Annotated in this window: 10 protein-coding genes; 4 read left to right on the forward strand and 6 right to left on the reverse strand. The window is 65.5% G+C overall.

The annotated features are described in order from the left end of the window. Position 1 precedes the first annotated feature (1 nt). Together ABW18_RS04345 and ABW18_RS04355 are read right to left on the reverse strand one after the other, a co-directional pair. Complete coding sequence (locus ABW18_RS04345; protein ID WP_082938027.1) at positions 2-3451, reverse strand: AMP-binding protein; 3450 nt, start codon at positions 3449-3451, stop codon at positions 2-4. A 46-nt stretch (positions 3452-3497) separates the two neighbouring features. After that, positions 3498-4808 (reverse strand): hypothetical protein, encoded by a 1311-nt coding sequence (locus ABW18_RS04355; RefSeq protein ID WP_049697757.1) that lies wholly within the window; start codon positions 4806-4808, stop codon positions 3498-3500. Positions 4809-4987: 179 nt separating this feature from the next. Here ABW18_RS04355 and pstS point away from each other — a divergent pair, with 179 nt between their 5' ends. From pstS to pstB, 4 genes are read left to right on the forward strand one after another with little or no spacing between them, the layout of a single operon-like run. Continuing rightward, on the forward strand, positions 4988-6109 hold the full coding sequence (pstS, locus tag ABW18_RS04360; protein ID WP_197494557.1) for a phosphate ABC transporter substrate-binding protein PstS: 1122 nt from the start codon (positions 4988-4990) through the stop codon (positions 6107-6109). A 35-nt stretch (positions 6110-6144) separates the two neighbouring features. Further along, a complete protein-coding gene (gene pstC / locus ABW18_RS04365) occupies positions 6145-7233 on the forward strand; it encodes a phosphate ABC transporter permease subunit PstC (protein ID WP_049697759.1) in 1089 nt (362 codons plus the stop codon). Beyond that, entirely contained in the window at positions 7230-8159 is a 930-nt protein-coding gene (gene pstA / locus ABW18_RS04370; RefSeq protein WP_005204269.1) for a phosphate ABC transporter permease PstA, read from the forward strand. The genes pstC and pstA overlap by 4 nt, the downstream gene beginning before the upstream one ends. Before the next feature lie 53 nt (positions 8160-8212). After that, a complete protein-coding gene (gene pstB, locus ABW18_RS04375; RefSeq protein ID WP_049697760.1) occupies positions 8213-8989 on the forward strand; it encodes a phosphate ABC transporter ATP-binding protein PstB in 777 nt (258 codons plus the stop codon). 88 nt (positions 8990-9077) lie between these two features. Here the strand turns inward: pstB and ABW18_RS22970 are convergent, their stop codons facing one another. The 4 genes from ABW18_RS22970 to dusB form a co-directional block, all read right to left on the reverse strand. Beyond that, complete coding sequence (locus tag ABW18_RS22970) at positions 9078-9227, reverse strand: hypothetical protein (protein ID WP_168431243.1); 150 nt, start codon at positions 9225-9227, stop codon at positions 9078-9080. A gap of 140 nt (positions 9228-9367) precedes the next feature. Then, positions 9368-10030: a phosphate signaling complex protein PhoU gene (phoU, locus tag ABW18_RS04380; protein WP_049698056.1), complete on the reverse strand. Its 663-nt coding sequence runs from the start codon at positions 10028-10030 to the stop codon at positions 9368-9370. Positions 10031-10130: 100 nt separating this feature from the next. Further along, positions 10131-12482 (reverse strand): LCP family protein, encoded by a 2352-nt coding sequence (locus ABW18_RS04385; RefSeq protein WP_049697761.1) that lies wholly within the window; start codon positions 12480-12482, stop codon positions 10131-10133. 129 nt (positions 12483-12611) lie between these two features. Continuing rightward, positions 12612-13745 carry a tRNA dihydrouridine synthase DusB gene (gene dusB, locus ABW18_RS04390; protein WP_268760657.1) on the reverse strand — a complete coding sequence of 378 codons (1134 nt, stop codon included), beginning with the start codon at positions 13743-13745 and terminating at the stop codon, positions 12612-12614. Positions 13746-13775: the final 30 nt, after the last annotated feature.

Below are 13775 nucleotides of genomic sequence, written 5' to 3' on the forward strand. Positions count from 1 at the left end.
GTCAGGGCAGCGCGTGGAGGAAGTGCCCCACCACCTCGGTGATGTGTGGCTCGCGCACGATCGACATGTGATCGGCCCGAATCCGGGTTATCGTGATGTCGCCCGGGGTGAGATGGTCGGTCCAGACCCGCTCGTCGTGGTGGTTGTCGGCTCCGAGCACGACGAGTACCCGGCCGTGATACGGCGCGGGGCGGTGGAACCGGCCGACACGCCAACCGACCTGCTCCATCGCACGTGCCGACTCGACGGGTTCGTCGGTGAGGAACCCGGCGCGGAGCAACTGAATTCGATTGCGCCACAACTCTGATCGAGACAACTGGGGACCTTCGGTGGTCTCGGTGGTCGCGGGGGTCTGTGCCGACGAGCCGACGGCGCGAGCGGTGTGCTGCGGGACGAACGTGTCGAGCGTCATCACCAACTCGACCTGCTCGCCCGCGTGGCGGAGTCGTCGGGCGACCTCGAGTGCGATCAATCCGCCCAACGAATGGCCAAGCAGCACATAGGGTCCGCTCGGTTGGAGGCGACGCAGATCGCGCAGATGTCTGCGCGCGGCCATACCGACCGTCCAGTCGGGGAAACCGCGATTCTCCAGGCCGTGGGGTTGGAATCCGTAGATCGATCCGATCCGTTCATCGCCGGCGAGGTGATCTGCCAGCGCGACGAACACCAACGCCGACGCGCCCGCGCCCGCGAAGCAGAAGACCGTCTGCCCGTCGCCGCGGCGTAGGGGTACCGTCGTCGGGGAGAGTGAATCGCTACTGCTGGCAACGGAATCCGGTCGCAGGCGTGCATCCAGCGTGCGTGCCATCGCCGCGACCGTCGGTGCCGACGCGGCGTCGGCCTGGGTGAGTGCAACGCCGTGGCGCCGGGTGATTCCGACCAGGATCTGTGCCACCGTCAGCGAGTCGGCACCGAGTGCGTAGATGTTCTCGTCACGTCCGATCTCGTCGAGCCCGAGGGCCTCGGACCAGATCGCTGCCACCGACATCTCGAGATCGCCGACTGGCGGGTCGATGTGTCGGGTCGGCGCGGGTAGTGCGGCCCGGTCGATCTTGCCGCGCGCAGTTCTCGGGAGGGCGGCGAGCTCGACAACGTGTGCGGGAATCATCCACTCGGGCAGTCGTTGTCGCAGTCTGGTGCGGATTTCGGCCGCCGGTGGGGTGCGGCCACCGGGCACTGGTGCGACGTACGCGAGCAGCTCGGTCCTGCCGGAATCGGGCTCCTTCCGTGCGATCACTGCGGCTTCGGCGAGGTCGCCGTCGGACATGATCGCGCGGTGCACCTCCGCGGGCTCGACGAGATAGCCCCTGATCTTCACGGCGTCGTCGACGCGGCCCGTGAGGATGAGCGTCGCGCCGTCCCACGTACCCCTGTCGCCGGTGCGGAAGCTGAGTACTCCGTCGGCGTCGCGGGAGAAGCGGTCCTCGTCGGCGGCCGGGTCGAGATATCCGAGTGCGAGGTGACGCGACGAGACGACGACGCGACCGTCGTCGTCGATGGTGACCGATTTGTGTGGCGCGAGAACGCCTGCGGGAAGCGGGCCGGGAGAGACGTGCTCTCCCGCGCGGAGATCGAAGTAAGCAAGTGCCGACGTCTCCGACGATCCCACCCAGTTCGTCACCGTGGCCTCGGGAGCGTGCGACAGCGCGGCCTGTGCGACGTCGGACGTCAGTGCCTCGCCGGTGGTGATGATGCGACGCAACGATGTCCACGCCGGATGGCCGGTCGCCTCGCGTGCGCTCGTGAGCGCACGCAGCAGTGCCGGGGTGAGAAAGGTGACGTCGGCGGCGCACTCGGCGAGCTCGTCGAGTACCGCAGCTGCGGTGCGGTCACGCGGGTCGACGGCGGTGATGTCGGCCCCGTTGATCAGCGAACCGATCAGGACGTTGAGTCCGGCACCGAAGCTGATCGGCAGGCACAGCGCGACCCGACGTCCCGGCGTGATCGAGAATCCGGTGCGCATCAGCTCGGAATCGCAGAGCCACATGCCATTCGGGTGCAGGACGCCCTTGGGTGTGCCCGTCGAGCCGGACGTGAACTGGATGCTGGTGAGGCTGTCGGGATTGTCGAGACCCGCGGTTGTTCCGGGGCCCGCGGCGGCGCCTCGCTGTGTGATCGCCGCGAGGTCGGTCACCGGAAGCTCGTGGGCGGCAGCGACGGCGCGGGCGGCGTCGAGGTGCTCGGCGTCGGCGATCATGAATTCGGCACGGCGGTCGTGCTTCTCGAGCTCGGCCAGGATCGTCGAGACGCGTTCTGCGGGTAGGTGCGGGTCGAGGGCGACGATCGGATGTCCGGAGAGAAACACCCCGAGAACGAGTGCGACCGCATCGGGTGACAATCCCACCTGCACGACAATCGGATTCGAGGCTCCACTCGCATGCGCGGTGATCGACGCCGCGGCAGACGTGGCTCGGTCGACGAGTTGGCCGTACGTCAGGCTCTGACCCGCCATGCGGATGGCCGGGCGGTCGGTGAAACGTTGTGCGCCTGCGAGGATCGCGGTTCGCACCGAACGGGCCTCGGCGGTGAGCGCCGCGACCCGCGTCGGTGTGTGGCGTGAACGCCACACACCCTGCGGCAGAGTGCGGGTCGCGTACCCACGCTCGGTGGAAAGCGCTGTGTCGGTTGAGGTCAGGCGTGACAGGGTTGCCTTGGAGCGTCCCTCTTCGTAACAGCGACGTGCGAAGTACGCGAAGCGGGCGCGGTCGGGTGACACCGCATGGAGGACACGGAAATGCGTGTCGCGCAGAATCGTCGAATCCGGGAACCTTTGGCGCAGAGCGATTCCCATCAATGTTTCCTCGCAGCCGGCGGGGAGATTGGCGCGCCGACCGAGCGCCGTCGAGAAGCCTCCGACGGCCTCGAGCCGATCGCGCCGCACGGCCATGGCAGCCCCGATCGGATTGCGGATCTGCGCACTGTGCCCTGGTAGGCCGCGATAATCGCAGCCGACGACCCAGCCGAACTCCTCGGGGAACCATGTCGGCCTGGGGGCAAGCCACCGGGCATCGATTGCACCGCCCAGGGCACTGATGTCGTCGTCGGCGAATCGCGATCGAACCGCGGCGAACGACCCGGGTACCGGCTCGGCGTCGTCGTCGATGAAGACCAACACGTCACCGCGTGCCACGCGAGCGCCGGTGTTTCGGGCTCCGGACAGTCCCCGCGGCCCCGATGACGCGACAACCGTGACCGCGGAGTGGTCTGTGGGGAACTGCGCTGTCAGTGAGATGAGCAGGTCGTCGTTGTGATCGACCACGACGAGGAGCTCGTCGACGTCGAGGAGTTGCGCGCGTGTCGCGGTGATGGCGCGCGTGAGAAGCGTTGCGCGATCGGAGGTATAGCAGCAGATGATCGCCGACAGGGTGGGCGTGACGGACTGCTGGTGCGGGTGCGGCAACTTCGACTCCGGACGGCATGCGGGACGGCGGACCTCGGTAGCGTAACCCATAAATATTAGGGAAGGCTAACCAAAGTAGCCTGATGTGATCGACCCACTACCTCGGTGCGGTGATCGTCCCTTCGAGCGCCGCCAGCGCCTGCGCCGGTAGGTCCGCCAGCGCGGCTGTCACCGCGTCGGCGGGAAAGACATCGTCGCGGAAGGTTGCTGTAAGACAAAGGCTTCCGGCGACCGACGTGCTTGTGACCGTGATCCCGGTTGGCGACGGAGGCTCGGCGATGCCGATGACAAGCGCCCTGTCGGTGTCGACGAAATCCCACCCTCGCCCACGTCCCGGTACGACGCCGCCCGACGAGTGCAGTAGGTCGATCGCCGCCTCGCCGGCGGGCGCCCACGACTGTTGGCCGGTCGCCTCCACACTTCGGCCTTCTGTGGACCTCGACCTCCCCGCGGCTCTTGACTCGGCTGCTCTCGACTTTGCTGCTGTCACAAGGAGATTCGCCACGGGGCGACCTATGGACGCCGCCTCTGACAGCTCTACCTGTAGCGCGACCGGCGCGGTGTCGGGAAGCACGGCGAAGTCGAGGCCTGCCGCGAAGTTCGCCATGGTGCCCACTGACCGGGGTAGGTAGGCCCGCGCGTCGAACGGAAGTGTGACCATCGGATTGACCCGCAACCCGGCGGCGGTCAGAGCGCGCACGAGCGCGACGGTGTGCAATGTGAACATCCCGACGCCTGGCGCGCGCGACGTCCGCGCGGCGCGCATCGATTCGACGACGTCGCGCGGCGTCCGCACGAATACGCTCGTCGCCGACCGCGGCGGATCGACCGGCACCAACGCCGAGGGTTGCGATGCCAGATAGTCGCGGGACCGATGCATCCGGGCCAGTGCGATGAGCCGCCGCGGATTCGACAACACGGCCGCACCTGCGAGCGCGAGAGCACGCGTCGGCGTCCACCCGCTCGGAGATGTCGTGATGGTTTCGGGGATCTCCTCGCTGAGTAGAACGTCGACGATGGTGTTGAGGAGCGTGGTGTCGCCGAGGCCGTGGTCGTAGTCGATTGCCAGGTAGCGGCCACTGAGTACGACGCGCAGATGCCGAGGTGGAAGCGCCGCCAATACGTCGAGCAACGCCAGGGGATCGTCGGTCGGTGGCGCGGTGTGGACGGCGTCGGCCAACCTGTCGGGCTCGTATGACCAGGCGCGACGATCGTGTGATGGTACGAGCCCGATGCGTGTGTGGGGGCCACGCTTCGCGAAGCGGATGAGTCGGTGTGACGCGCAGTTCGCGTCCGGGAGATCGAGCGGACCGACGACGACGGCGCTGCGATGGCCACTGTGATGCGCGTCGATGGCCGCGCCTGTGAAAGTGCGCGACGCGTCGGGGGAAGTGGCTGAACTACTCATCTTCCTGGAGACTTTAACAAAGGCTTACCTAATACGCGCAGGCCGCGCCGGAGATGTCCAATTCATCTTCCGTTCACCTTCGGTGCCCGGTACGTCCACCACGGCACCCTACTGTCATTGCGACCGGGCAAAGCCGCTTGGCGGGACTGCCATGTTCTGATGCTGGAGGGAACCAGAAAGTGAAATTGAGTCGTACAGGAGCCGCTGTCGCCGTGATGGCCGCCAGCTCCGCCCTCGTTCTCGGTGCGTGTAGCAGCAATGCTGACAAGGGCGGCACGAGCGCAGCGCCCGCCTCAGCGGTGACTGACATCAAGTGCGAGGGCAAGCAGTCACTCAAGGCGAGTGGTTCGACAGCCCAGGCCAACGCCATGAAGATCTTCTCCACCTCGTTTGCGAAGACCTGCCCCGGTCACGAGCTCGCCTACGGTGGCGGAGGCTCGGGACAGGGTGTCTCCGACTTCACGCAGAATCTCACCGACTTCGGTGGCTCCGACTCGCCGCTGAAGGGCGACGAGATCCAGAAGGCCGCACAGCGCTGTGGCTCGGAAGCATGGCAGCTGCCGCTCGTGTTCGGTCCGATCGCCGTGACCTACAACGTCGATGGTGTCAACGATCTCGCGCTGTCGGGTCCGACGCTCTCCAAGATCTTCAGCGGCGAGGCAAAGACCTGGAACGATCCGGCGATTGCCGCCGACAACCCGGGCAAGACCCTTCCCAGCACTGCGATCAGCGTGATCTACCGCGCTGACCAGTCGGGCACGACGGACAACTTCCAGAAGTACCTGACCGCCGCGGGCGGATGGACCAAGGGTGCGGGCAAGACCTTCAACGGTGGTGTCGGCGAAGGCAAGCAGGGCAACCCCGGCGTTGGTTCCGCAGTGAAGCCGACCCCCGGATCGATCGCCTACGTCGAGTGGGCGTACGCGCAGTCCAACAAGCTGTCGATGGCGAAGATCATCACCGATCAGGACAAGAGCGGTGTGGAGCTGAACTCTGAGACCGGCGGCAAGACCATCGCGGCGGCGACTCTCAAGAACGGTCCGGACAACCACAACATGGTCATCGACACCGAATCGTTCTACAAGCCGACCGAGGCGGGCGCGTACCCGATCATTCTGGCAACATACTCGATCGTCTGCTCGAAGTACGCCGATACTTCGGTTGGCCAGGGTGTCAAGACGTTCCTCTCGGTGGCGTCTGCACCGCAGAACCAGGGCCAGGATCTGATCAACGCGGGCTACATCCCGCTGCCGAGCGAATTCCAGCAGAAGCTGACTTCGTCGATCAACGCCCTTCAGTAACCACACGAAAACACCGACCCGAAGCGATATGAGTTATGTCTGTGGATGACACCACCGGTGTGGGCCGGGGGAAGGCGGAGACCCCGCCCGAACCCGGCACGCAGCCTCCCGAATCGTCCGACCAGTTGCCTCCGGATTCCGAGGAGCAGCTCGAAGAGCAGCTCCACCCGGGCCTGCGCAGCCACCGCGGCGCACTCGGCGACCAGCTTTTCTCCTACCTCGCGCGGGGCACGGGTTTCTTCGTGGTCGTCCTCGTCGCCGGTATCGGCATTGCACTGATCGTCAATGCCATACCGGCGATGCTGGCGAACCACGCCAACTTCATCTTCTCGTCCCAGTGGGACGTCAGTTCGGCGAACTTCGACAACGACACGGTGCGTTTCGGCATCTGGGAGTTGTTCCGAGCGACGGTTCTGACCTCGCTGTTCGCCCTGGTGATCGCCACCCCGATCGCGATCGGCATCGCGGTGTTCCTCGTGGAGTACGCCCCGCGACAGGTCGCCCGCCCGCTCGCCGCGGTCATCGATCTGCTCGCAGCGGTGCCGTCGATCATCTTCGGTCTCTGGGGCATCTACGTCCTCGCTCCGGTGATCGCGCCGTTCGCGGAATGGCTCAACAGCGTGCTCGGCTGGTTCTTCCTCTTCTCCGCCGGTAGCACGTCAGTCAGCGGCGGCGGCACGATCTTCACCGCGGGCATCGTGCTCGCGATCATGATGCTGCCGATCATCACCTCGATCACCCGAGAGGTGCTGCGCCAGACCCCTCCCGGCCAGAAAGAAGCGGCACTGGCCCTCGGTGCGACGAAGTGGGAGGTCATCCGGATGACCTCGTTCCCGTACGGACGCTCCGGCATGATCGCCGCGGCGATGCTGGCGCTCGGACGTGCGCTCGGCGAGACCATCGCCGTCATGATCATCCTGAGTGCCGCCGTCGGCCGCCTCAAGTGGTCGCTGTTCGAAGGCGGCGACACGTTCGCGTCGAAGATCGCTCGCGACGTCGGCGAGTTCGTCGGTAGCCAGGACACCCAGAGCGCCTACATCGCGGCCGGTCTGGTGCTGTTCCTCCTGACATTCGTGGTGAACGCGGTCGCTCGCACGGTCGCAGGCGGAAAGGTCAACGGATGAGCATCGCACTTGATAAGGGCGCAGGCGGCGGCCCGGTCAAACAACATCCGTCGGCATTCCGCGAGATCTCGCTGAGTCGTCGAATCCGCAACAACGGTGCGCGCGCCGCTTTCTTCATCTGCTTCGCGCTCGGCGTCATTCCACTGGTGTGGTTGCTGTGGACGGTGCTCTCGAATGGAGCGAGCGCCATCACCGACCCGAACTGGTGGTTCGGCGACGGCTACGCAGTCGACACCACAACCGACTACGGCGCGGGAATCGCGCCGGCGATCGTCGGTTCGATCATCCAGGCGCTCGTCGCCACGATCATCTCGGTCCCGATCGCGGTGCTCACGGCCGTTCTCCTGGTCGAGTACCCGACGTCGAAGCTGGTCAAACCGGTCAGCTTCATGGTCGACATTCTCGCGGGCGTGCCGTCGATCGTCGCGACGCTGTTCATCTTCACGGTGTTCGTGATCGGACTCTCGATGGGGCAGAGCGCCTTCATGGTCAGTCTCGCGCTCATCCTGCTGATGATCCCGATCGTCGTCCGATCGTCGGAGGAGATGCTCAAGCTCGTACCCGACGAACTGCGCGAAGCGTCGTACGCATTGGGCATCCCCAAGTGGAAGACGATCATGCGTGTCGTGATCCCGACCGCGCTGTCGGGCATGCTCAGCGGCATCTTCCTCGCCATCGCACGCATCATGGGTGAGACCGCCCCAGTCCTGATCCTCGCGGGTCCGGCGAGTTCGCTGGTCAAGACCAACCCCTTCGAGGGCGGTATGAACTCGCTGCCTCTGTTCATCAAGGACATGTGGGCGGCGAGTCAGCCGGCGTCGTCGTTCTACTACTGGGGTGCAGCGCTGACGCTGATCATCATCATCGCCATCCTCAACATCGTCGCAGCGCTGCTCGCGAAGTTCCTGGCACCCAAGTCCAGGTAAGACCGCACGCCCAGCAACAGCGTCGTACATCAACAGCACGAGAGAGTAATGCCATGGCCAAGCGCCTCGACATCAAAGACCTGAATATCTACTACAGCAAGTTCCACGCCGTGAAGGACGTGACTCTTGCAGTGCCGCCGCGCAGCATCACCGCGTTCATCGGTCCGTCGGGCTGCGGCAAGTCGACGGTGCTGCGCACGCTCAATCGCATGCACGAGGAGATCCCCGGAGCCTATGCGGTCGGCAGTGTGCTGCTCGACGGTGAGGACATCTACTCCAAAGAGGTCAACCCGACGAGTGTCCGTACGACGATCGGCATGGTGTTCCAGCGGCCGAATCCCTTCCCGACCATGTCGATCCGAGACAACGTCGTCGCAGGTCTTCGCCTGCAGGGCATTCGCAACAAGAAGCAGCTCAACGAGGTGGCCGAGCGCAGCCTTCGCGGCGCCAACCTGTGGGAAGAGGTCAAGGACCGTCTCGACAAGCCCGGTGGCGGTCTCTCGGGTGGTCAGCAGCAGCGACTGTGCATCGCGCGTGCCATCGCGGTGTCGCCGGACGTCCTGCTGATGGATGAGCCGTGCTCTGCGCTCGATCCGATCTCGACGCTGGCCATCGAGGATCTGATGGGCGAGCTCAAGAAGGACTTCACGATCGTCATCGTCACGCACAACATGCAGCAGGCTGCGCGTGTCAGCGATCAGACCGCGTTCTTCAACCTCGAGGGCGTCGGCCAGCCGGGACAGTTGGTCGAGATCGGCGACACCGAGACCATCTTCACGCACCCCACCAAGCGCGAGACCGAGGACTACATCTCCGGCCGCTTCGGCTGATCACCGGCAGGGCACAACGCACAGGCCCACAAGCAGACAAAGACCCGCGACGAGGAATCGTCGCGGGTCTTTTGCGTTGATGGGGGGCTTACATGTTGAGCAACAGAATGACCAGCAGAGCGACGAGCGACAGCGTCACGCCGACATAGACGAACAGCTGGCGTCGCCGGAGATGTGCTTCGGCTTCGTCGTCGGATTCGGCATTGAAATCAGGTTCTGCCGGATAGTGCACGCCCATGGCGCTCACCCTAGACTGCGCGCCTGGTGTGCGTGAAGTCAGGACGCCCTCCACGACGAGAAACGTCGGTGAATCACATCCGAACCGGGGTGTGATCCACCGACGTCGGTGGTGGGGGTGTGTCGGGAAGCGTCTGTGCTTTAAGAAGCGTCCTGGAACTGCTCGGGCGTCTGGCCGGTGGCCTGGAAGACGACCCGACGGCCGATGAGTACGGCGTGGTCGGCGAAGCGCTCGTAGTAGCGGCCCAGCAGGGTGACGTCGACGGCTGCGGCAACTCCGTGCTGCCAGTCCCGGTCCATCAGCACCGTGAACAGGTGGCGATGCAGATCGTCCATGGCGTCATCGTCTTCTTGCAGACGAACCGCAGCCTCGGGATCTTGCGTGTCGAGGACCTCGCGCGCGTTGGTGGCGAGCTGGACTGCCAGCCTGCCCATCTCGGCGAAGTAGCCGTTGACCTCTTCGGGCAGGGCCTTCGCGGGATGGCGTCGTCGGGCGACCTTGGCGACGTGCAGCGCCAGCGCGCCCATACGGTCGACGTCTGCGACGATCTGGAACCCGCTGACGACTCCGCGCAGGTCGCCTGCGACGGGAGCCTGGAGCGCGAGAAGCGCGAACGCCTGCTCCTCGGCGCGCGCGGACAGTTCGGACAGCTTGTCGTTCTCCGACAGCACTTCCTCGGCAATGGCGAGATCGGCCTGCAAGAGGGCCTGGGTGGCACGGTCCATTGCTGAACCGGCCAGATCGCACATTTCTCCGAGCACCGCATTCAGTGAATGCAGCTGTTCTTGATACGCGGTACGCATACCCTCAAGGGTACTGTGCGTGCCGCAGATCACGATCTTCCGCGTGGTGAACACACCGTGAACGCGCGGTGAGTAGCTCTGCTCGCGGTACGTGCGCCCGTCAGGAGCAGGTGGTGTCTCCCGCGTTGGTCACCGCGAGATCGTTGGGCAGATTGCTGGAGTTCGCCGCTGGAGGCAGTGCCTGCGCCGATAGCGTCTCGCCTGCGGCGGGAGCACTGGTGACGCTGCCGGCGAAGTCGCTGCCGAGAATGACCTCGACGCCCGACTTCACTGTCTTGTCGCTCTGGATCTTGGCGCCGGGGAACATCGCGGCGAGTGTTGCAGCAGAGTCCTGTTCACCCGGCCCGTAGCGCACGACAGTGTCTGTGCGGTTCTCCGACGCATCCGCGACGCCGCGGACGTCGAAGCCCTGGGCGGTCAGCTGGTCGGACGCGTCGGCGGCTTGCCCGGCCTTGCCCGTGCCGTTGAGCACACGCACCCCGACGTTGCTCGGGTTCTGCGCGGTGGCCGAGACCGTCGACGGCGTCTGCGACGTACTCGTGGTGGCGCCCGCAGCCGTGGTCTGCTTCTTCGACGAACTGCTCTGCTTCTTCTTCGCGGCCTGCTCGCCGGGTAGCGGGTCGTCGTCGATGATCGCGTTGAAGATGGCGTTGATGTCGTCGGTGCGCGGGATCTCGTTATTCGAGCCGTCGGTCGCCGTACCCGACGTCGGGATGGTCAGGAACGTCACGCGACCCGCCTCGATACCCTGCATCGAGTCGGCGAGTTTGAGCAGTGACTGCGTGTCGACGCCGTCGACGTAGCTGTTCTTGATGAAGGTGTTGACGATGCTGTTGAGCTTGGCCGGATTGGACAGGACGTTGCCTGAGAGCGTCGACCGCAGCAGTGACGACATGAACAACTGTTGGCGCTTGATGCGTCCGTAGTCGCCGTTGCCATCCGTCGACACCGTGCGGGCGCGAACGTAGTTGAGCGCCTTGCGACCGGTGATCGTCTGCTTGCCCGGCTTGGAGAGGATCTGGCCGAGTTCGTAGTCGTACACCGGAGTGGTGGAGCACACCTCGACGCCGCCGACAGCGCGCACGATCTTCTCGAAGCCGGAGAAGTCCATCCCGATGAAGTGGTTGATGTTCAGACCACTCATCTCGGTGATGACCTTGACCAGGCACTTCGGTCCGCCGTCGGCGTAGACGCTGTTCAGTTTCACCTGGCTGGCCGCGGGTAGGTCGCCGGTATAGGTTCCGGCGTCGTTGTCCCAATCCTGACATTCGGGTCGGTCGACCTGCAGATCCCGCGGGAACGAGACCGCAACCACGCGGCTGCGGTTGGCGGGGATGTTGACCAGGATCACCGTGTCAGAACGTGCGCCCTCGGCGTCGGCCGTGGTGCCCGCGCCAACCTTGCCGTTCTTGCCGCTGCGTGTGTCGGTGCCGACGATCAGGTAGTTCTCGTCGCCGTACTGGGCGTCCTTGTTGCGAATGTTCGTGTCGTCGGGGTCGACGGCGGCGATGGTCCGCCAATCGCTGTTCTTCGACTTCATGTACCCCCACACGAAGCCGGTCCCGACGAGCGCCATGACGCACGCGATGGCGACCATGATGCGGCCGGTGAACGCGACGTTCTGGCGTGTCGTGCGGTCGTGACGTCGACGCCCCACACGTTGCGGGCGTGAACGCAGCGCGATCGTCTCGGTGAGGTCGGGAGTGGGCTCGAGCGGTGGGGACGCCGGCTCGCGCTCCGGTTCAGGAGCAGCGGGGGTCTGCTCGGGCGTGTCGGGTGCGGCGGCATCTCCGGACGTGGCGGAATTTCCGGATGCGGCGGGCTCGAGGTGTGACCCCTGTGCCCGTGATTCCTCGACGACCCGCTCCGTCGTCGCCCTGTCACTGAGGTCGACGACCGGTTCTGGGGTGGCACCGACGATCGGGATCTTGCGCGTGACCTCGTTGGCCCCTGGCGTGTCGGAGGGGCGATTCGACGGCTTGTCCGTGGCGGCGCGGTCTGTCCCACGCCGAGCTCGACGCAGTCCGGAACGGTAGCCGCCGACTCGTGGGATGGCCTCGGTCGGCGATGAATCACCTCGTGGCTGCGTGCCGGCGCCGGTCGATTCGTCAGAAGCAGACGGCTTGTCGGACGCAGATGGCTTGTTGGATGCAGTCGGCTTGCTAGATGCAGGCGGCTTGTCAGAATCGGTCGCTTTGTCGGCGGGAGCCGCGGTGCCGGACGGGGAATCGGAGCGTGCGCCGGGATCGGCGTTCATCTGCTCCATCAGCTCGCGGACGGTCATGCGACTACGGCCGCGGACGTACCGATCGGCGGAGCGCGGCTCACGAAGCCTGCCGTCATTGGGGTTCGCTGGTCGTGAGGTGCGTGAAGCGCGTGGAGTCGATGAGGACGTCGAATCGTCCCGGTCGCCCGGCTCGTCGCCGTGCGGCTTGGGTGTCCAACGACTCACGTCACATATCCTCGTACCCCGTGGTGACGCTGCCGCCCCGTCGGGGCTGAACGCTGCGGCAAGCAGGAAGAACTCAGATCCCGCCTGCGGGACCTTCGGACATAGTACTGATAGGTCCTGAGAAGCGCCTCAGCCGCCGGAGTGCATCACTTCCGCGCCTGCGGGGACGACATCCTCGTAGGGATCGTCGAGCCAGCCGTCGGGGAGCGCGACCTTGGCGGGCGACCCCTGCCGCCCACGCGGACCGTGCCCGTCCTCGGGGAACGGTGTGTCGGCGGGAAGTGACCCGACGAGGTCGCGGAGTTCGTCGAGCGTCGACACCAGCGACATGCGCGAACGAATCTCCGAACCGGCCGGGAATCCGCGCAGATACCAGGCAACGTGTTTGCGCATCTCGCGCATGCCCTTGTCCTCGCCGTGGTGATCGGCGAGCAACTCGCCGTGCCTGACGATGATCTGTGCGACCTCGCCGAGGTTCGGTGCGGCGGGTGCGGGCAGCCCGTTGAGTTCGGCGGCGAGTTCGGCGAACAGCCACGGCCTACCGAGGCAGCCGCGTCCGACCACGACGCCGTCGCATCCGGTCTGCGCCATCATCGCGACCGCGTCTTTGGGTTCGAAGATGTCGCCGTTACCGAGCACAGGTACGTCGGTCACGTGCTCCTTGAGCCGGGCGATCTCGGCCCAGTCGGCCTCGCCGGAGTACCGCTGTGAAGCCGTACGGGCATGGAGCGCAACAGCTTTCGCGCCCTCGCCCGCGGCGATGCGTCCGGCGTCGAGGTGCGTGTGATGCTCGTCGTCGATTCCGATGCGGAACTTGACGGTGACGGGGATGTCGGTGCCCTCGGTCGCCTTGACCGCGGCTGCGACGATTCGTTGGAACAGGGTGCGCTTGTACGGGATCGCCGAGCCGCCGCCCTTGCGGGTCACCTTCGGGACAGGGCAGCCGAAGTTCATGTCGATGTGGTCGGCGAGATTCTCGTCGACGATCATCTTGGCTGCCTCGTAGGTGTAGCGCGGATCCACCGTGTAGAGCTGCATCGACCGCGGATTCTCGTCCGGGCCGAACGTGGTCATGTGCATCGTGACCGGATGCCGCTCGACGAGCGCGCGGGCGGTGACCATCTCACAGACGTACAGACCCGACACCGTGCCGGTGCGGGCCAATTCGAGTTCGCGACACAGCGTGCGGAACGCCACGTTGGTGACGCCCGCCATGGGTGCGAGCACCACGGGACTGGCGAGCTCGATCGTGCCGATTCGCAAGCGGGTGTCGCGCAGCGGGGTTGCTTGGAG

The organism is Gordonia jacobaea, assembly GCF_001186365.1.
Lineage (GTDB): Bacteria > Actinomycetota > Actinomycetes > Mycobacteriales > Mycobacteriaceae > Gordonia > Gordonia jacobaea.